This window comes from Mycobacterium kyogaense (assembly GCF_003254575.1).
Lineage (GTDB): Bacteria > Actinomycetota > Actinomycetes > Mycobacteriales > Mycobacteriaceae > Mycobacterium > Mycobacterium kyogaense.
On the sequence record NZ_QJUA01000041.1, the window covers coordinates 1 to 18173 of the forward strand.

The window sequence follows — 18173 nt, forward strand, 5'->3', positions numbered from 1 at the left end:
GACCCGCCGCGCGGGCGGGGGCGGCGGCCAGCCGACCCCCCAGGGTGGCTACCAGCCGCCGCCCCCGCCCGGAGGGTATCCGCCTCCGCCGCAAGGCAATTACCCGCCCGGCGGATTCCCGCCGCCGCAGCAGGGCGGTTACCCGCAGGCCGCGCCCGCCCTGCCCAAGGAGGCCTACACCTCCTGGTTGACTCGCGTTGCCGCCTGGTTCATCGACTACATCCCGGTGTTCATCCTGGTCGGGCTCGGACAGGGCATCGCGATCCTCACCGGCGACAACAACTGCGAGAACATCAACGGCGGCTACGCCTGCACGTCGGAACCGTCGGCTCTCGGCGCGACAGTGAGCATCCTGGCGTCGGTGCTGACCTTCGCCTACGTGATCTGGAACTACGGTTACCGGCAGGGCACGACGGGCTCCAGCATCGGCAAGTCGGTGATGAAGTTCAAGGTCGTCAGCGAAAAGACCTTCCAGCCCATCGGTTTCGGGTTGTCCGTGGTCCGCCAACTGGCCCACACCGTGGACACGATCATCTGCTACATCGGGTACCTCTTCCCGCTGTGGGACGGCAAGCGTCAGACGCTCGCCGACAAGATCATGACCACGGTGTGCCTCCCCACCACCCCGCAGGGGCAGCACGGGCAGCAGCCGACGCACCACTACTGAGCCAGGGAATCGGCGCCGGCGCTGGGATGCGCCGGCGCCGATCGCTGCGCCCCGGTGCCGGGTCGACAGCGAGACGGTCCCCAGGGCTACCGTGGCAGCATGAGTGAGCAGCGCAGCGCGTCCGAGCACTTCCGGGCACTGGGACCGGCGACCAAGGCCATCCACGCCGGCTACCGGCCCGATCCGGCCACCGGCGTGGTCAACACCCCGATCTACGCCAGCTCGACGTTCGCCCAGGACGGGGTCGGCGGGCTGCGCGGCGGCTTCGAGTACGCCCGTACCGGCAACCCGACCCGAGCGGCCCTGGAATCCGCCTTGGCTGCAGTCGAATCCGCAACCCATGCTCGCGCGTTCAGCTCGGGGATGGCCGCCACCGACTGCGCGCTGCGCGCGGTCCTGCGGCCGGGAGATCACCTCGTCATCCCCGACGACGCCTACGGCGGCACCTTCCGGCTCATCGACAAGGTGTTCACGCAGTGGGGGATCAGCTACACCGCGGTGGCACTCGGCGATCTCGACAAGGTGCGGGCAGCGGTCACCGACCGCACCAAGCTGATCTGGGTCGAGACGCCGACCAACCCGCTGCTCTCGATCGCCGACATCGCCGGCATCGCGTCGCTGGCCGCCGAACGCGGCGCGAAAGTGTTGGTGGACAACACCTTCGCCTCACCGGCACTCCAGCAGCCCATGCTGCTCGGGGCCGACATCGTGCTGCACTCGACCACCAAGTACATCGGCGGACACTCCGATGTCGTCGGCGGCGTGCTGGTGACCAACGACGAGGCTCTCGACGACGCCTTCGCGTTCCTGCAGAACGGCGCCGGCGCGGTACCGGGCCCGTTCGACGCGTACCTGACGATCCGCGGCCTCAAGACGCTGCCGCTGCGGATGCAGCGCCACAGCGAGAACGGCGCAGCCATCGCCGAATTCCTCACGGGACATCCCGCGGTGGAGACCGTCCTCTACCCGGGGCTGGCAGACCACCCGCACCACGACGTCGCGGCCCGGCAGATGAGCGGGTTCGGTGGGATGGTGTCGGTGCGGCTGAAGGGCGGCCCGCAGGCTGCACGCGACTTCTGTGCGCGCACCGACATCTTCATCCTGGCCGAGTCGCTCGGCGGCGTGGAGTCGCTGATCGAGTACCCCGGGGCGATGACACACGCCTCGACCGCGGGCTCGCAGCTCGAAGTCCCCGACGATCTGGTTCGCCTGTCGGTCGGTATCGAAGACGTGGCGGACCTGCTCGGCGACGTCGAACAGGCGCTCGCTTAGGTCAGCTCTGCCAGCGCCTGCCGCACCGCCGACGCGGTGACGGCGAGGTTGACCTCGGCCAGCCCCGTCGGCGACTCGTCCAGCCAACTGCCGGCGGCGATCTCGCCGGCCCGGGCGTGCACCCACCGCCAACCGCGGTCGTTGAGGCTGAGCAGCGCCCCCAGGCCGTCGGCGGCATGCAGCACGGTGATGATCGCCGCGGTCGCGGCGGAGGGGGGCCGTCGCTCGAACAGCGCCGCCAGCAGCGCGTCGCGGGCGGGTCCCACCCGGCGGCGGTCGGTCGGCGAGGTACTCGTGCGTCGTCGCAGAGCGCTGGTACGCACGGCGACCCGACGGATCTGGCCGGTCCGCTCCAAGTGTTCGGCCAACCGGTGTTCGGCCGACCGACCCAGGACCTTGATCGCCTGGCCCGGCCGTCGCGGGGCTCTGCCGATGTAGTCCACCGCCGGTGCGGTCAACGGATCGACCGGGCCGGCAGCCGCGAGCGCCACCAGAGTTCCCGGCGGTGCCGCCTCGCCGTCCACCGCAGGGCGCACCCGGCAGGCGTACGCCACATCGAGCAGGGTGGCGGCCGCCAGCGCATGAGCGCGCCGCGTGTCATCGAGGCCGGGTTGGCCGGATGCGTTGTCGACCAGGAGCAGAAACAGCTCTTCAGCGATCTGCGCCACGCCGGTCAGCCGTGATAGGGCTCCGCGGAGACCAGCGTGACCTTCACGGTGTTGCCGTTGGGCACGGTGTAGGTCCGCGTGTCGCCCACCTTGGCGTCGAGCAGCGCGCCGCCCAGCGGAGAGTTCGGGGAGTACACCTCGAGCTTGCCGTCGGTGACGCCCTCCTGGCGGGTTCCGATGAGGAACGTCTCGGTGTCGCTCTCGTCGTCGTCGTAGTAGACCTTGACCACCGAACCGGGCAGCGCGACGCCCGACTGCTTGGGTGCCTCGCCCACCTTCGCGGTGTTGAGCAACTCCTGCAGCTGGCGAATCCGGGCCTCCTGCTGGCCCTGCTCTTCACGGGCGGCGTGGTAGCCGCCGTTCTCGCGCAGGTCGCCCTCTTCGCGGCGGTCGTTGATCTCGGCCGCGATGACGGGGCGGTTGGCGATCAGCTGGTCGAGTTCGGCCTTCAGCCGGTCGAACGCCTCTTCGGTCAGCCAGGTGACCTGGGTGTCAGTCATATCGGCGCGCTCCTGTCGTCGTCGCTTTCAGCGCTTCTCGCGTGAAAAGTTCTCGGGCACGGTGCCGGGGCGGTGCTGAGGAACCAGCGTGTATCAGCGTGTATTGCCGCATCCGCCCGTTGTCGCAACTCATCTGTCGTGATCGTCGTAACGGCGCTCAAATGCAGCAATACACGGCCCCAGCAGGAACCGTGTACTCAGCCATGATAGCACCGGGCGGCCACCCGATTTTCATGTTTTCGCAGTCCGCGGTTGGTTGCGGGACGATCCGTTGTTGCTCGCCCTACCCGCCGACCAGGTACGACGGCACGTCGGTACCGCACCCGTAGACGTCGCCGACAACCGCCGGCCGAGACGTCGTCACCGTCGTCCGGATCTGGACGATCTCGGTCGTCGACGGCGCGACCAGCAGCTCCCGGCGGCCCACTTCGTCACCGTCGTAGGACCGGGCCCGCACGATGCACACCACCGGCGCAGAAGGGTCGTCGCGGGTGATGCTCGCCGTCACCTCCACGGTGCGGTCGTCGACGACGCGGTATCCGCCCAGTTCCCCCTTGACCTCCGGCGATCCCAGCCGGGAGTACGCCACCGCGGCGATCGTCACACCGAGCACCACGACCGCCGCGAACAGGCCCACGATGACCCATCGGCGGGTGCGTCGGCTGCGCTGTGGCGCGCCGTAGCGCGACGCAGGACGGTCGAGGGGACTGTCGGTCATCACGTTTTGCATGCCCGTCGTTCGGATGGGTGTACTAGGACTGGAACTATAGGACGTGTCGGATGTGTTGAATTCGACCGTGAGTGTCCATCCAGGTGAGCAGCTAAGAGGGAACTGTTGAGCGAACTGCGGTTGATGGCCGTGCACGCGCACCCCGACGACGAGTCAAGCAAGGGCGCGGCGACGATGGCCCGCTACGTCGATGAGGGCGTGCGGGTGATGGTGGTGACGCTGACAGGCGGCGAGCGCGGCGACATCCTGAACCCGGCGATGGACCTGCCCGAGGTGCACGGCCGGATGGCCGAGATCCGCCGCGAGGAGATGGCCAAGGCGGCTGCCATCCTCGGCGTCGAGCATCACTGGCTGGGCTTCGTCGACTCCGGCCTGCCCGAGGGCGACCCGCTGCCGCCGCTGCCGGAAGGGTGCTTCGCGCTGGAACCGCTCGAGGTACCCACCGAGGCCCTGGTCCGGGTGATCCGCGACTTCAAGCCGCATGTGATCACTACCTACGACGAGAACGGTGGCTATCCCCATCCCGACCACATCATGTGCCACAAGGTGTCGGTCGCGGCGTATGAGGCGGCCGCCGACCACCTGCTCTACCCGGACGCCGGCACGCCGTGGGCGGCCCACAAGCTCTACTACAACCACGGCTTCCTGCGGCAGCGCATGCAGGTGCTGCAAGACGAGTTCGCCAAGAACGGCCAGGAGGGTCCCTTCGCGAAGTGGCTGGAAAGCTGGGATCCGGAGATCGACCTGTCCGCCAACCGGGTGACCACGCGCATCGAATGCGCGAAGTACTTCCAGCAGCGCGACGAAGCGCTGCTCGCGCACGCCACCCAGATCGACCCGAAGAGCTTCTTCTTCACCACCCCGATGGAGTGGCAGCAGCGGCTGTGGCCCACCGAGGAGTTCGAGCTCGCCCGGTCCCGCGTTCCGGTGTCGCTGCCCGAGACCGATCTGTTCACCGGTATCGAGGGGCGGAACTGAATCCATGGTGACCGCCGTGTCCCTCCATGCTCTGGCCGTCGACATCCTGGCCCAGAACCCGCCGCAGCAGAGCGGACCCGACTTCGGCAAGGCCAGCCCGTTCGGCCTCATCGTGATCGTGGTGCTGCTGATCGCGGTCTTCGGACTGGTGTGGTCGATGAATCGGCATCTGAAGAAGGTGCCGGCATCGTTCGACACCGACGCCGATACCGACGCCGAGGACACCGGCGCCCCCGACGCCGATCCCGATCTGGCCGCCGGAAACCCGGCGGATCCGGCGGCGCGCCGTGAGCCCGACGCCGGCACGTAACACCCTCGGGGCGGCCCTGAGCCCCTATCTGCGCCAGCACGCCGACAACCCGGTGCACTGGCAGCAGTGGAGCGCCGAGGCGCTGGCCGAGGCTGCCGCGCGCGACGTTCCCATCCTGCTGTCCATCGGCTACGCCGCGTGCCACTGGTGCCATGTGATGGCCCACGAATCGTTCGCCGATCCTGAGGTGGCCGCGGTGGCCAACGCCGGGTTCGTCTGCATCAAGGTGGATCGGGAGGAGCGGCCCGACCTCGATGCGGTCTACATGGCCGCGACGGTGGCGCTGACCGGGCAGGGCGGCTGGCCGATGACGTGCTTCCTGACCCCCGACGGCCGCCCGTTCTTCTGCGGCACCTACTACCCGAAAGCGACCTTCCTGCAACTACTCTCGGCCGTCAGCGAGACGTGGCATCAGCGCCGCGCCGAGGTGGAGCAGGCCTCGGCGCACATCGCGGGCGAACTGCAGGCGGTGGTCGGCGGCCTGCCCGGGGGCGCACCCGTGACCGCGGAGGTGTGTGACGGCGCGATCGATGCGGTGCTCACCGATGAGGACGCGGTGCACGGCGGTTTCGGTGGACCCCCGAAGTTTCCGCCGTCGGCTCTGCTGGAGGCACTGCTGCGCCATCACGAACGCACCGGTGCGGACGGGGCCCTGCAGGCAGCGGTCCGCGCGGGTGAGGCGATGGCGCGCGGCGGCCTCTACGACCAGCTGGCCGGTGGATTCGCCCGCTACAGCGTGGACGAGGCCTGGGTGGTGCCGCACTTCGAGAAGATGCTCTACGACAACGCCCTGCTGCTGCGCGTGTATGCGCACTGGGCGCGACGCTCTCGTGATCCGTTGCCGCTCAGAGTGACTCGGGAGACGGCGAGATTCCTGCTCGACGATCTGCGCCGCGACGGCCTGTTCGTCTCGTCGCTGGATGCCGATGCCGCCGGACGTGAGGGGTCGACGTACGTGTGGACACCGGCGCAGCTGCGCGACGCGCCGGGTGACGACGCTGCTTGGGCTGCAGGGGTTTTCGGGGTGACCGACGCCGGCACCTTCGAGCGCGACGCGTCGGTGCTGCAGCTGCGTACCGATCCCGTCGACGCCGAACGGTTCGCCGCCGTGCGGGCCGCGCTGCGCGCGGTGCGCGCCGAGCGTCCACAGCCGGAGCGTGACGACAAGGTCGTCACCGCATGGAACGGCCTCACGATCACCGCACTGTGCGAAGCCGGCGTCGCGCTGGCCGAGCCCGAGCTGATCGACGCCGCCGCGGCGTGCGCCGACGCGCTGCTGGATCTGCACCTGCGCGACGGACGACTGCGCCGCACCAGCCTGGGCGGCGTCGTCGGGCCCGGCACGGCGATCCTCGAGGACCACGCGGCGCTGGCCACCGGACTGCTCACGCTGCACCAGGTGAGCGGCGAGCAGCGGTGGCTGGAGTCAGCCACCGAGGTGCTCGACCTGGCGCTGGACCACTTCGCGGATCCGGACAACGCGGGCCGCTGGTACGACGTCGCCGACGATGCCGAGCAGCTGCTGGTGCGGCCGGCTGATCCGTTCGACGGGGCCACGCCGTCCGGGGCGTCGTTGCTCGCAGAGGCGCTCATGCTGGCGGCGCACCTCGTCCCGTCCGACCGGGCGGCCCGCTACGCCGATGCGTTCGACGCCACGCTCGCAGCAGCCGCCCCGGTGATCACCGGCGCGCCCCGTTCGGCCGGGCACTGGCTGGCGATCGCCGAAGCCGCGGTGCGCGGCCCGATCCAGATCGCGGTGTCGTGCGACGACCCGTCGACGTCGGATCTGCTGGCCACCGCTCGCGTGCTCGCGCCCGGTGGCGCGATCGTCGTCGGCGGCCCGGCCGACGGTTCGGAACTGCTGCGAGACCGGCCGCGGGTGGCCGGCATCGACGGACTCAAGGATGCCGCGTACGTGTGCCGCGGGCGGGTGTGCGATCTGCCCGTCCGCACAGCGGACGATCTCGCCGCCGCGCTGGGTCCGTCCGTGTAGCGTTGCGGCTCATGAGCTTCGAGCCCGACGTCCTGCAAGGTTTCGTCAAGCGCTACCTCGACACGGTCGCCAACGGCAAGGCCGAGGATGTCGCGGCGCTCTACGCCGAGGACGCCACGCTGGAGGATCCGGTCGGGTGCGGGGAAGTGCACATCGGCCGGCAGGCCATCGCCGGGTTCTACAAGGGCATGGAAGGTGATCACGACATCACCACCGAGCTGCTGACATTCCGTGCGGGTGGGCACGAGGCCGCGTTCACGTTCGCGATCACCGTGGGCGGTGCGATGCGGATCGAGCCGATCGAGGTGATGGTGTTCGACGGCGACGGCAAGATCACGTCGATGAAGGCCTACTGGAGCCAGGAGAACATCACCCCGCTGTAAGGGGCGCTGTCGTTCTGGGGGAAGGGTTCAGCCCGAGAAGACGGCGAACCACATCGCGATGTAGTGGCAGATCGCCGCGACCGCCGTGCAGGCGTGGAAGAACTCGTGATGACCGAAGGTCGTCGGCCACGGGTTGGGCCACTTCAACGCGTAGAGCACACCGCCGATGCTGTACAGCGCGCCACCGACGATCAGCAGCACCACCGCGGCCACCCCGGCGCCTTGCATGATCGGACCGATGAACCAAGCCGCCACCCAGCCCAGCAGGATGTAGAGCGGCGTTCCCACCCATCGCGGCGCCGACGGCCAGAACATCTTCAGCAGCACCCCGGCGAGCGCACCGCCCCACACGATCCAGAGCAGCACCCGACCGCTGTCCTCGGGCAGTGCGAGCACAGCGAACGGCGTGTAGCTGCCGGCGATGAACACGAAGATCATCGAATGGTCGGCGCGCTTCATCCAGGTGCGCGCCGTCTTCGACTGCCACGTCACCCGGTGGTAGGTCCCGCTGACGGTGAACATCGCCACGATCGTCAGCGTGTAGACCAGCGTCGCCAGACCCGCCTGCGTGGACTTCATCGACCACGACACCGCGACCAGCGTGGCACCGCAGATGACGGCAATCACCGCGGAGTAGACGTGAATCCACCCCCGCAGCCGCGGCCGGCCCAGGAACTGGGCGACGCCTTCGGCGACCGCCTCGGGTAGATCCTCGGGGTCCCGCGGCGTGTCGGCGGTGTACCAGGGCTCGAGAGATGTCGGCATTTCACCTCCGCTGACTGGCGTGGACAATCCACGGGCCACAGTAGTCTGGATCATCGTGGACCTCATTCCGCCGCGGCTCAAGGAACCGGCTTACCGGCTCTACGAGATGCGGCTGCGCCAGGGGTTGGCCCGGCAGAAATCCGAGCTCCCACGCCACATCGCGGTGCTGTGCGACGGCAACCGTCGGTGGGCCCGTGAACTCGGTCACGACGACGTCGCGTACGGCTATCGCGCGGGCGCGGAGAAGATCGCGGAGATGCTGCGCTGGTGCGCCGAAGCCGGCATCGAGATGGCGACGGTCTACCTGCTGTCCACCGAGAACCTGCAGCGCGACGCCGATGAACTCGCGGCCCTGATCGACATCATCACCGATGTCGTCGAGGAGATCTGCGCGCCGGCCAACCAGTGGACCGTCCGCACCGTGGGAGATCTCGCTCTGATCGGCGAGGAACCCGCCCGCCGGGTGCGCGAGGCCGTGCAGTCGACGGACGCGAACGGCGGGAGGTTTCACGTCAACGTCGCCGTCGGGTACGGCGGCCGGCAGGAGATCGTCGACGCGGTCCGTGCCCTGTTGAGCAAGGCGATGGCCGACGGCGCCACCGGGGACCGATTGATCGAAGCCGTCACCGCTGAGGCGATCTCGGAGAACCTCTACACCTCCGGCCAACCAGACCCCGACCTGGTCATCCGGACCTCCGGCGAGCAGCGCCTGTCGGGGTTCCTGCTGTGGCAGAGCGCGTACTCCGAGATGTGGTTCACCGAGGCGTACTGGCCCGAGTTCCGGCGGGTCGACTTCCTGCGGGCTCTGCGCGATTACAGCGCCCGGCACCGCCGCTACGGGCGCTAGGGGCCCGTGATGCTCGGCCTGTCCGCCGCGGTGTTCGCACTGAGCTGGTGGCTGGGCCTCTATCTGCTGGCCCGCGATCCGCGCAAACCGGTGCTGGTGCTCGCCGCGGTCGGCCTCACCGGCTTCGCCGCCGTGGTGGCGCTCGACGCGGTCCGCACGGGCGCCGGCGTCGACGCGCTCGGCCGGATCGAGGTGTATCTCGTCGCCGTGCCGGGGGTGGCGTGGTTCGCCGTCCTGCTGGAGATGTCGCGCCCGCGGGACTGCGTGCGCGGCCGGGGCCGGGAAGCCGCTCTCGTCGGCGCTGCGGCCGTCGTCGCCGCCACCGGAGCCGCGATGGCCGGCGATGTCGAGGGGCCGCTGCGCCTCGGTCACTGGGTGTTGTTGGCCGCGGTCTCCATCCCGGCCGTGGGCGCGCTGCTGGCCGCGGTCCTGCGTCGTCACCAGCCCCGCCCCGTCGTCGGCTTCGTCGTCGTCGCCACGCTTTTCTTCGCGCTCGGCAACGCGATCCTGGTCATCCCGCTCGGTCTGGTTCCGAGCTGGCTCGCGCTCGCCTCGACCGGGTGCGACGTCGTCCTGCTCGGCGTCGCGGTCGCACTCGGCGACGCCTTCGACGAGGGCCAGGCACTGCGCAAGGACATGCTTCGATCGGCGCTGGGCACCGCGGCGGTGGCGGTTCTGTTCGGCGGTCAGGTGTTGCTCGGGGTGGCCGTCTCGGGGCCGGGCGCCACACTGGTCGTACTGCTGTTCACCAGCCTGGCGGTCGCGATCACGGTCAACGTGCTGGCCGACCCGCTGGCCGGCCTCCTGGACCGGCTGGCGTTCTCCCGGACACCCGCGCTGAGCGCCGAACGCGCCGCGCTGCGCAGCACCGAGGCGGCACTGCCGCGCCGCGCGGCCAGCCCCCTCGACGACATGGACGACGAGACGTTCGTACGCGTGACGCGTCGCGCACTGGGGCACTACGCGGACCTGTCCAAGCTCGTCGCGAGCCCGCTGACTGCGCTGCCGATCATCGACGAGCGCCTCATGCGGCGCGGGGCATCCGATCGACCACTGGAACGCGCCAACGAACTGCGCGCCCTGCTGGCCGAGCGCATCGCCGGTCTCAAACCCCGCGACGGCAACGACTTCGGCACCACCGAGGCGTGGCGGCACTACAACGCGCTGTACTTCCCCTACGTCGTCGGCGTCCGTGCCTACGCGCAGAACGCGACCGCCGCCGGCCTGGACCCGGTGGCCCGCCGGGCGTGGCAGTGGCTGGCCACCGAGGTGCCGCAGCGCTCGTTGCACAACTGGCAGAACGCGGCCGCGCGCGTCATCGCCACCGACCTCAAGAGCAGCCTCGTCGACGTGCGCTGACCTGCGGCTGGCAGTAGTTGGCAGCGTTCGGTGTCGATGTGGCACCGACATCGGCGCACCGTCATGGCAGGTACCGGAGTCGCCGTCGGAAGAGGTTACGGCGTCGGCTCCGGTACCGGTCGTCCATCGAGAAAGGAACCCGTCATGACCGCCACCGTCTCCTCCCGCCTCGGCGCGGCGAGCGACTCACTGCTGCGCTTCGCTATGCGCGCCGACGCCGTCTGCAGCGGCCTGACCGGAATAAAGCTGCTGATCCTCGCACCCACCGTCGCCCGCGTGTCCGGCACGACACCGACCGTCGAGTACGTGACGGGTGCGTCGTTCGTCGTGTTCGCCATCGCGGTGCTGGTGTTCGCGTCGCGGCCGCGCATTCGCACCGCCGGTGCGGTGCTGGCCGCCGGCAACCTGGTGTTCACCGTGGCCACCGTGATCGTGGTGTTGGCCGGGGTGTGGCCGCTGACCACCACCGGTGTGGCGCTGTTCCTCGGCACGGGCGTCTACACGCTCGTGATGGCCGAACTGCAGTTCCAGGGTGTGCGCCGCATCAGGGCTCGCGGCTAGAGCTTGCGCAGCCGCAGCCGGTTGATGGAGTGGTCGGCGTCCTTGCGCAGCACCAACGTGGCGCGCGGACGCGTCGGCAGGATGTTGTCCATCAGGTTGGGCCTGTTGATCGAATTCCAGATGTCGCGGGCGGCGAACACGGCCTGCTCGTCGGTCAGCGTGGAGTAGTGGTGGAAGTGCGAGGCGGGGTCGGCGAACGCGCCGGCCCGCATCGACAGGAACCGCGAGATGTACCAGTTCTCAATGTCCTCGATGCGGGCGTCGACATACACCGAGAAGTCGAACAGGTCCGACACCATCAGCGCCGGCCCGGTCTGCAGAACGTTGAGACCCTCCAGGATCAAGATGTCCGGGTGGGCGATGATCTGCTTCTCGCTGGGCACGATGTCGTAGAGCAGATGTGAGTACACCGGGGCGCACGCCGCGTCGGCGCCCGACTTGACCGCGGTGACGAAGCGCATCAGGGCCCTGCGGTCGTAGGACTCTGGAAAACCCTTGCGGTGCATCAGGTTTCGACGCGACAACTCGGCGTTGGGATAGAGGAAGCCGTCAGTGGTGACCAGGTCCACGCGGGGGTGATGTTCCCAGCGGGCCAGCAGCGCCTGCAGCACACGCGCGGTGGTGGACTTGCCGACCGCCACGCTGCCCGCCACGCCGATGACGAACGGCACCGGCCGGTCCGGATTCTGCTGCGGCTCACCGAGGAAGTCGGCGGTCGTGGAGAACAACGCCTGCCGCGCCGCCACCTGCAGGTGGATCAACCGCGCCAGCGGCAGATAGACCTCTTCGACCTCGAGCAGGTCGATCTTCTCGCCGAGACCCCGTAGCCGGACCAGTTCGTCCTCGGTCAGCTTCAGCGGGGTCGACATCCGCAGTGCCCGCCACTGACGTCGGTCGAACTCCACGTAGGGGCTGGGTTCGCTCAGCCGAGCCATGGGCACAGTCTTGCAGTTAGCGTGGTGACCATGGACGCCGGTACTGGTTCTGACACGCTGGTGCGCGACTACCTGATGCTCGGGTTGCGCTTCGATCGCATCGAGGAGGGCTACGTCGACTCGTTCACCGGTGACCCCGCGCTGCGCCGTGCGGTGGCCGACGAGCCCGCACCCGACCCCGCCGACCTGGCGCGTGATGCGCGCCGGTTGCTCGGCGAACTGCCCGCCGGTCTCGACGACGATCGCGCCGCGTTCGTGGGCGCGCACCTGCGGGCCCTCGAGTGCGCGGCACGCACGTTCGCCGGGGAGAAGGTGGGGTTCGTCGACGAGGTCGAGGCCTACTTCGACGTCCGCATCAGCAAGGGCGATCCCGAGCGCTACCGCGAGGCGCACGTCAAGCTCGACGACGCACTCGGCGGCACCGGCCCGCTGGCCGAGCGAATCGCCGCCCACCGCGCGGCCGAGGAGATCCCGCCGGCGCGGCTCGAGGAGGCCATCCACGCGTTCTCCAGCGCGCTGCGCGACAACGTCCGCGCCGCGTTCCCGCTGCCGGAGCGCGAGACCATCACCTACGAGGTGGTGGGCGACAAACCGTGGTCGGGCTTCAACTACTACCTCGGCGACTACCGGTCCACGGTCGCCGTCAACGCCGACCTCAAGCAGCAGATGGCGAACCTGCCACGGCTGGTCGCCCACGAGTCCTACCCGGGCCATCACACCGAGCACTGCCGCAAAGAGGCCGGGCTCGTCGAGGCCAAAGGTCAGGCCGAGCAGACGATCTTCCTGGTCAACACCCCGCAGTGCCTGATGGCCGAAGGCCTGGCCGATCTGGCGCTCTACGCCGCCGTCGGGTCGGGCTGGGGGAGTTGGGCCGCCGAGATCTACGCCGATCTGGGCCTGCGGTTCGACGGCGCACGGGCCGAGACCATCTCGGAGGCGACGGCCGCGCTGGCCGACGTCCGGCAGGACGCGGCGCTGATGCTGCACGACGAGCACCGCGACGTCGACGACGTCGTGGCCTTCCTCAAGCGCTGGTTGCTCGTCGACGACGACCGCGCCCGCCAGATGCTGCGGTTCCTGTCGTCGCCGCTGTGGCGGGCCTACACCAGCACCTACGTCGAGGGGTACCGGCTGCTGCGCCGCTGGCTCGACGACCGGCCCGACGGCGTCACGCTGACGCAGCGGTTCACCACCCTGCTTGACGAGCCGCTGATCCCGTCATCGCTGCGGACCGCCTGACCCCGCCGGTTGTGCGGTTTCATCCGCGACTCGCCGGGTCAGGCGTATGAGGGCGCACACTCGCCGGGTTTTCCGGGCGGGCTCGTCGCCGACTAGGCTCGACACCATGACTGCCACCTCCGCCAAAGGTCAGGGCATCGAATACGCCGACACCGCCAGCGAGGCCTACCGCGCCGCGCTACGGGTGATCGAGAGCGTGGAGCCGCGTATCGCCGAGGCCACCCGCAAAGAACTCGACGACCAACGGCATTCGCTGAAGCTGATCGCCAGCGAGAACTACGCCTCGCCCGCCGTGCTGTTGACGATGGGCACCTGGTTCTCCGACAAATACGCCGAGGGCACCGTCGGGCACCGCTTCTACGCGGCCTGCCAGAACGTCGACACCGTCGAGGCGCTCGCCGCCGAGCACGCGCGCGAGCTGTTCGGGGCGTCGTACGCATACGCGCAGCCGCACTCGGGCATCGACGCGAACCTGGTGGCCTATTGGGCGATCCTGGCTACCCGGGTCGAGACCCCGGGCCTGGCCGAGCTCGGTTCGAAGCACATCAACGATCTGTCCGAAGCCGACTGGGAGACGCTGCGCGCCAAGTTGGGCAACCAGAAGCTGATGGGCATGTCGCTGGACACCGGCGGGCACCTCACCCACGGGTTCCGGCCGAACATCTCGGGCAAGATGTTCCACCAGCGCCAGTACGGCACCAACCCCGAGACGGGGTTCATCGACTACGACGCCGTCGCCGCGGCCGTGCGCGAGTTCAAGCCGCTGATCCTGGTGGCCGGCTACTCGGCGTACCCGCGCCGGGTCAACTTCGCCAAGATGCGCGAGATCGCCGACGAGGTGGGCGCGACGTTCATGGTCGACATGGCGCACTTCGCCGGCCTGGTGGCGGGCAAGGTGTTCACCGGCGACGAGGATCCCGTGCCGCACGCGCACGTGGTGACGACGACGACGCACAAGTCGTTGCGCGGCCCGCGTGGCGGCCTGGTGCTGGCTACCGAGGAGTACGCGCCGGCGGTCGACAAGGGCTGCCCGATGGTGCTCGGCGGCCCGCTCTCGCACGTGATGGCCGCCAAGGCCGTCGCCCTCGCCGAGGCCCGCCAGCCGGAGTTCCGCACCTACGCCCAGGCGGTCGCCGACAACGCGCAATCGCTCGCCGACGGTTTCGTCAAGCGGGACGCCTCGCTCGTCACCGGTGGCACCGACAACCACCTGGTGCTGCTCGATGTCACGTCGTTCGGGCTGACGGGCCGCCAGGCCGAGTCGGCCCTGTTGGACTCCGGCATCGTCACCAACCGCAACGCGATCCCGGCGGACCCCAACGGCGCCTGGTACACCAGCGGTATCCGATTCGGCACGCCCGCGCTGACCACGCGCGGATTCGGCGCCGACGAGTTCGACCGGGTGGCCGAGCTGGTGGTCGAGGTGCTGTCCAACACCCAGCCCGCCGCGGGGCCGAACGGCCCGTCCAAGGCCAAGTACACGCTGGCCGACGGAACCGCGGACCGGGTGCGCTCCGCCGCGGCTGAGCTGCTCGAGGCCAACCCGCTCTACCCGGGTCTGACGCTCTAGACGAAGGCCCGCGACACGGCCGGGGAATTTTTCGATCCCCACAGAATTGGGTTACTGTAACTGCATGGCACAGAAACCTGTCGCTAACGCGCTGACCCTCGAACTCGAGCCCGTCGTCGAGGAGCAGCTGAGGCGTCACCTCGACACCGAGGACGCCTGGTTCGCTCACGACTATGTGCCCTTCGACCAGGGCGAGAACTACGCGTTCCTCGGCGGCCGGGATTGGGACGCTTCCGATGTGACGCTGCCCAAGAAGGTCACCGACGCCGTCGAGATCCTGCTGATCACCAAGGACAACCTCGCCGGCTACCACCGCGAGCTGGTCGAGCACTTCATCCTCGAGGACAAGTGGGGCCGGTGGCTCGGCCGCTGGACCGCCGAGGAGCACCTGCACGCCGTCGCGCTGCGCAATTACCTCGTCGTCACCCGTGAGGTCGACCCGTCGGCCAACGAGGACGTGCGCGTCGAGCACGTGATGAAGGGCTACCGCGCCGACAGCTACAGCCAGATCGAGACGCTGGCGTTCATGGCGATGTGGGAACGCGCCCACGCCGTGTTCTGCCGCAACCTGGCCGCCGAGACCGACGAGCCGGTGCTGCGCGGCCTGGTGGAGAAGATCGCCCGCGACGAGGAACGCCACACCGAGTTCTTCACCGCCCTGGTCGCCCACTGCCTGAGCTCCCTGCGTGACGAGACCGTCGATGCGATCGCCACGCGCGCCGCGGCCCTTGATGTCGTCGGCGGCGACATCGACGCCTATGCCGACAAGGTGGCCACCGTCGCCGAGGCAGGCATCTTCGACCGGGCTGCATTGCAGCAGGTCGTCGCCGACTCGCTCGCGGCATGGGGCGTGAGCGGCGAGCCGCGTCTCGCGGAGTTCATCAGCTCGTAACGGGGCAGCCGCCTCGGCACGGCGCGCCTGCGCGGCGCGGATGCCCGCGCGGGAGTAGCGTCGTTTTCGATGGCTAGCGAATTGCTCTGCTGTCCGGGCGGTCCGAATCGTTTCGACGAAAGGACCGGCCCCGGTCCTTTCGGCCGCGCCCGCGTCCACCGAGATGTTCGCGCCGGGGCTCCGCGAACTCGCGCAGCCTCGAGGAGCGCTACGTGACCGATTCTCCCATCCGGACCTACGTTCTCGACACCTCCGTCCTGCTATCCGATCCCTGGGCCATCACGAGGTTCGCCGAGCACGAGGTCGTGGTTCCGCTGGTGGTGATCAGCGAACTCGAGGCCAAACGCCATCACCACGAGCTCGGCTGGTTCGCCCGCCAGGCGCTGCGGATGTTCGACGATCTGCGTCTGGAACACGGTCGGCTCGATCAGCCGGTTCCCGTTGGGGCACAAGGTGGAACGCTGCATGTCGAGCTCAACCACAGCGATCAGACCGTGCTCCCGTCGGGCTTCCGCACCGAGAGCAACGACACCAGGATCCTGACGGTCGCCGCCAACCTGGCCGCCGAGGGCAAACAGGTCACCCTCGTCAGCAAGGACATCCCGCTGCGGGTCAAGGCGGGCGCGGTGGGCCTGCTGGCCGACGAATACCACGCCCAGGACGTCGTGACGTCCGGCTGGACCGGGATGACCGAGTTGGAGGTCACCTCCGACGACGTCGACGGCTTGTTCGCCGACGGGGAGATCGACCTCGAAGAGGCTCGGGATCTGCCCTGCCACACCGGAGTTCGGTTGCTGGGCAGCAACTCTCACGCGCTGGGCCGGGTCAATCCGGACAAGCGGGTGCAATTGGTCCGTGGGGACCGCGAGGTGTTCGGCCTCCGGGGAAGGTCAGCCGAACAACGCGTGGCTCTGGATCTGCTGCTCGACGAGTCCGTCGGCATCGTGTCTCTCGGCGGCAAGGCCGGCACCGGCAAGTCCGCGCTGGCCCTGTGTGCCGGTCTGGAAGCTGTGCTCGAGCGGCGCACGCAACGCAAGGTCGTGGTGTTCCGGCCGCTGTACGCCGTCGGCGGCCAGGATCTCGGCTATCTGCCCGGCAGCGAGAGCGACAAGATGGGGCCGTGGGCGCAGGCCGTGTTCGACACCCTCGAGGGGCTGGCCTCTCCCGCGGTGCTCGAGGAGGTGCTCTCGCGCGGCATGCTTGAGGTGCTGCCGCTGACCCACATCCGCGGCCGGTCGCTGCACGACTCGTTCGTGATCGTCGACGAAGCGCAGTCGCTGGAGCGCAACGTGCTGCTCACAGTGCTGTCGCGGCTGGGCAGCGGGTCGCGGGTGGTGCTCACCCATGACGTCGCGCAGCGGGACAATCTGCGGGTCGGCCGGCACGACGGTGTCGCCGCGGTGATCGAGAAGCTCAAGGGGCACCCGCTGTTCGCCCACATCACGCTGCTGCGCAGCGAGCGCTCGCCGATCGCGGCGCTGGTCACCGAGATGTTGGAGGAGATCAGCCCCGGCGCCCTGCCGTGACCCTGTGATCTGGCACGCCGCGCGCTGGGCGGCGTGCCAGATTCGCACGGTAGGCTGCCCGACGTGCGTAGGCGTTCCGACAGCTTGACCTGGCGTTATGGCCGGACCGTTCTCGGGACGGCCGCGGCGGTGGCCGTCCTCCTCGTCGGTGGGCTCACCGGTCACGTGCGGCCCGCCAATGCCGACGACGTGGACTGTGCTCAGGTCAAGTGCGTCGCGCTGACGTTCGACGACGGTCCGACGCCGTTCACCGACCGGTTGCTGTCGATCCTGCGCGCCAACAACGCGGACGCCACGTTCTTTCTGATCGGCAACAAGGTGGCCGCCAACCCCGCGGGCGCCAAGCGGATCGCCGACGCCGGCATGGAGATCGGCACCCACACCTGGGAACATCCGAACATGACGACGATTCCGCCGGAGGACATCGCTGCGCAGTTCAGCAAGGGTGTCGACGCGATCGTCGCTGCCACCGGAGTGCGGCCCTCGTTGTCGCGCACCGCCGGTGGGTTGGTCAACGACGCGGTGCTCGCGGAGGCAGGCCGGCAGGGCTTGGCCGACATCAACTGGGACGTCATCCCGTTCGACTGGGCCAACGACAGCAACACCGCGGCGACCAGGGCGCTGCTGATGAGCCAGGTCAAGCCCAACTCTGTCGTGCTGATGCACGACACCTACTCCTCGACTGTGGATCTGGTGGAGCAGTTCATTCCGGTACTGAAAGCCAACGACTACCACCTGGTGACGGTGAGCCGCATGCTGGGACCGCGCCAGCCGGGCACGGTGTACGGCAGCCGCGACAACGGGCCGCCCGTCAACGGTCTCGTCGACCTGCCGGCCGGTCAGATCCCGCCATTGCCGGCGACGCCGTCGCCCGCGCCGATGCCGAACTTCCCGATCACCGACATCCCGGGCCAGAACTCAGGCGGTCCGAACAACGGCGCGTAGGTCCGGCGCGTAGGTCCCGCGACCAGACGCAAA

General features: G+C 69.1%; 19 protein-coding genes. 14 read left to right on the plus strand and 5 right to left on the minus strand.

The genetic code is table 11. The features are described 5' to 3' along the window. Together DMB80_RS22510 and DMB80_RS22515 are read left to right on the plus strand one after the other, a co-directional pair. On the plus strand, positions 1–667 hold a 667-nt coding region (locus DMB80_RS22510), incomplete at its 5' end, for an RDD family protein (RefSeq protein WP_111511900.1). 99 nt (positions 668–766) lie between these two features. Further along, positions 767–1939 carry a cystathionine gamma-synthase gene (locus DMB80_RS22515; protein ID WP_046362016.1) on the plus strand — a complete coding sequence of 391 codons (1173 nt, stop codon included), beginning with the start codon at positions 767–769 and terminating at the stop codon, positions 1937–1939. Here DMB80_RS22515 and DMB80_RS22520 read toward each other — a convergent pair. The 3 genes from DMB80_RS22520 to DMB80_RS22530 form a co-directional block, all read right to left on the minus strand. Continuing rightward, complete coding sequence (locus tag DMB80_RS22520; protein WP_111511901.1) at positions 1936–2607, minus strand: GOLPH3/VPS74 family protein; 672 nt, start codon at positions 2605–2607, stop codon at positions 1936–1938. The genes DMB80_RS22515 and DMB80_RS22520 overlap by 4 nt on opposite strands. A gap of 5 nt (positions 2608–2612) precedes the next feature. Further along, entirely contained in the window at positions 2613–3107 is a 495-nt protein-coding gene (gene greA, locus DMB80_RS22525; protein WP_111511902.1) for a transcription elongation factor GreA, read from the minus strand. A 283-nt stretch (positions 3108–3390) separates the two neighbouring features. Then, positions 3391–3825 (minus strand): DUF4307 domain-containing protein, encoded by a 435-nt coding sequence (locus DMB80_RS22530; protein ID WP_205538847.1) that lies wholly within the window; start codon positions 3823–3825, stop codon positions 3391–3393. 117 nt (positions 3826–3942) lie between these two features. Here DMB80_RS22530 and mca point away from each other — a divergent pair, with 117 nt between their 5' ends. Genes mca through DMB80_RS22550 form a run of 4 tightly spaced genes read left to right on the plus strand, consistent with a single transcriptional unit; the run spans position 3943 to position 7501 of the window. Continuing rightward, positions 3943–4815: a mycothiol conjugate amidase Mca gene (gene mca, locus DMB80_RS22535; RefSeq protein ID WP_111511904.1), complete on the plus strand. Its 873-nt coding sequence runs from the start codon at positions 3943–3945 to the stop codon at positions 4813–4815. 4 nt (positions 4816–4819) lie between these two features. Next, positions 4820–5125, plus strand: a complete 306-nt coding sequence (locus DMB80_RS22540; protein ID WP_111511905.1) for a hypothetical protein — start codon at positions 4820–4822, stop codon at positions 5123–5125. Next, positions 5103–7118 (plus strand): thioredoxin domain-containing protein, encoded by a 2016-nt coding sequence (locus DMB80_RS22545; protein WP_111511906.1) that lies wholly within the window; start codon positions 5103–5105, stop codon positions 7116–7118. The genes DMB80_RS22540 and DMB80_RS22545 overlap by 23 nt, the downstream gene beginning before the upstream one ends. An 11-nt stretch (positions 7119–7129) precedes the next feature. Beyond that, complete coding sequence (locus DMB80_RS22550) at positions 7130–7501, plus strand: nuclear transport factor 2 family protein (RefSeq protein ID WP_111511907.1); 372 nt, start codon at positions 7130–7132, stop codon at positions 7499–7501. 27 nt (positions 7502–7528) lie between these two features. Here DMB80_RS22550 and trhA read toward each other — a convergent pair whose 3' ends face one another. Further along, a complete protein-coding gene (gene trhA / locus DMB80_RS22555; protein ID WP_111511908.1) occupies positions 7529–8266 on the minus strand; it encodes a PAQR family membrane homeostasis protein TrhA in 738 nt (245 codons plus the stop codon). A gap of 55 nt (positions 8267–8321) precedes the next feature. Here trhA and DMB80_RS22560 point away from each other — a divergent pair, with 55 nt between their 5' ends. The 3 genes from DMB80_RS22560 (at position 8322) to DMB80_RS22570 (ending at position 11033) form a co-directional block, all read left to right on the plus strand. Then, entirely contained in the window at positions 8322–9113 is a 792-nt protein-coding gene (locus DMB80_RS22560) for a (2Z,6E)-farnesyl diphosphate synthase (protein WP_111511939.1), read from the plus strand. Positions 9114–9122: 9 nt separating this feature from the next. Then, complete coding sequence (locus DMB80_RS22565; protein WP_111511909.1) at positions 9123–10472, plus strand: hypothetical protein; 1350 nt, start codon at positions 9123–9125, stop codon at positions 10470–10472. 144 nt (positions 10473–10616) lie between these two features. Further along, positions 10617–11033 (plus strand): hypothetical protein, encoded by a 417-nt coding sequence (locus tag DMB80_RS22570; RefSeq protein WP_111511910.1) that lies wholly within the window; start codon positions 10617–10619, stop codon positions 11031–11033. Here the strand turns inward: DMB80_RS22570 and coaA are convergent. Continuing rightward, entirely contained in the window at positions 11030–11968 is a 939-nt protein-coding gene (gene coaA / locus DMB80_RS22575) for a type I pantothenate kinase (RefSeq protein ID WP_048422938.1), read from the minus strand. The two genes, DMB80_RS22570 and coaA, sit on opposite strands and share 4 nt — an antisense overlap. 30 nt (positions 11969–11998) lie before the next feature. Here coaA and DMB80_RS22580 point away from each other — a divergent pair, with 30 nt between their 5' ends. From DMB80_RS22580 to DMB80_RS22600, 5 genes are all read left to right on the plus strand, one after another. Continuing rightward, positions 11999–13207: a DUF885 domain-containing protein gene (locus DMB80_RS22580; protein ID WP_111511940.1), complete on the plus strand. Its 1209-nt coding sequence runs from the start codon at positions 11999–12001 to the stop codon at positions 13205–13207. A 106-nt stretch (positions 13208–13313) separates the two neighbouring features. Continuing rightward, positions 13314–14777 (plus strand): glycine hydroxymethyltransferase, encoded by a 1464-nt coding sequence (locus tag DMB80_RS22585; protein WP_046362005.1) that lies wholly within the window; start codon positions 13314–13316, stop codon positions 14775–14777. Positions 14778–14841: 64 nt separating this feature from the next. Beyond that, the gene (locus tag DMB80_RS22590; protein ID WP_111511911.1) at positions 14842–15669 is read left to right on the plus strand and encodes an acyl-ACP desaturase; all 828 of its coding nucleotides are present in this window, start codon (positions 14842–14844) and stop codon (positions 15667–15669) included. A 212-nt stretch (positions 15670–15881) separates the two neighbouring features. Beyond that, the gene (locus DMB80_RS22595) at positions 15882–17195 is read left to right on the plus strand and encodes a PhoH family protein (RefSeq protein WP_111511912.1); all 1314 of its coding nucleotides are present in this window, start codon (positions 15882–15884) and stop codon (positions 17193–17195) included. Positions 17196–17258: 63 nt separating this feature from the next. Beyond that, the gene (locus DMB80_RS22600) at positions 17259–18140 is read left to right on the plus strand and encodes a polysaccharide deacetylase family protein (RefSeq protein ID WP_111511913.1); all 882 of its coding nucleotides are present in this window, start codon (positions 17259–17261) and stop codon (positions 18138–18140) included. Positions 18141–18173 lie beyond the last annotated feature (33 nt).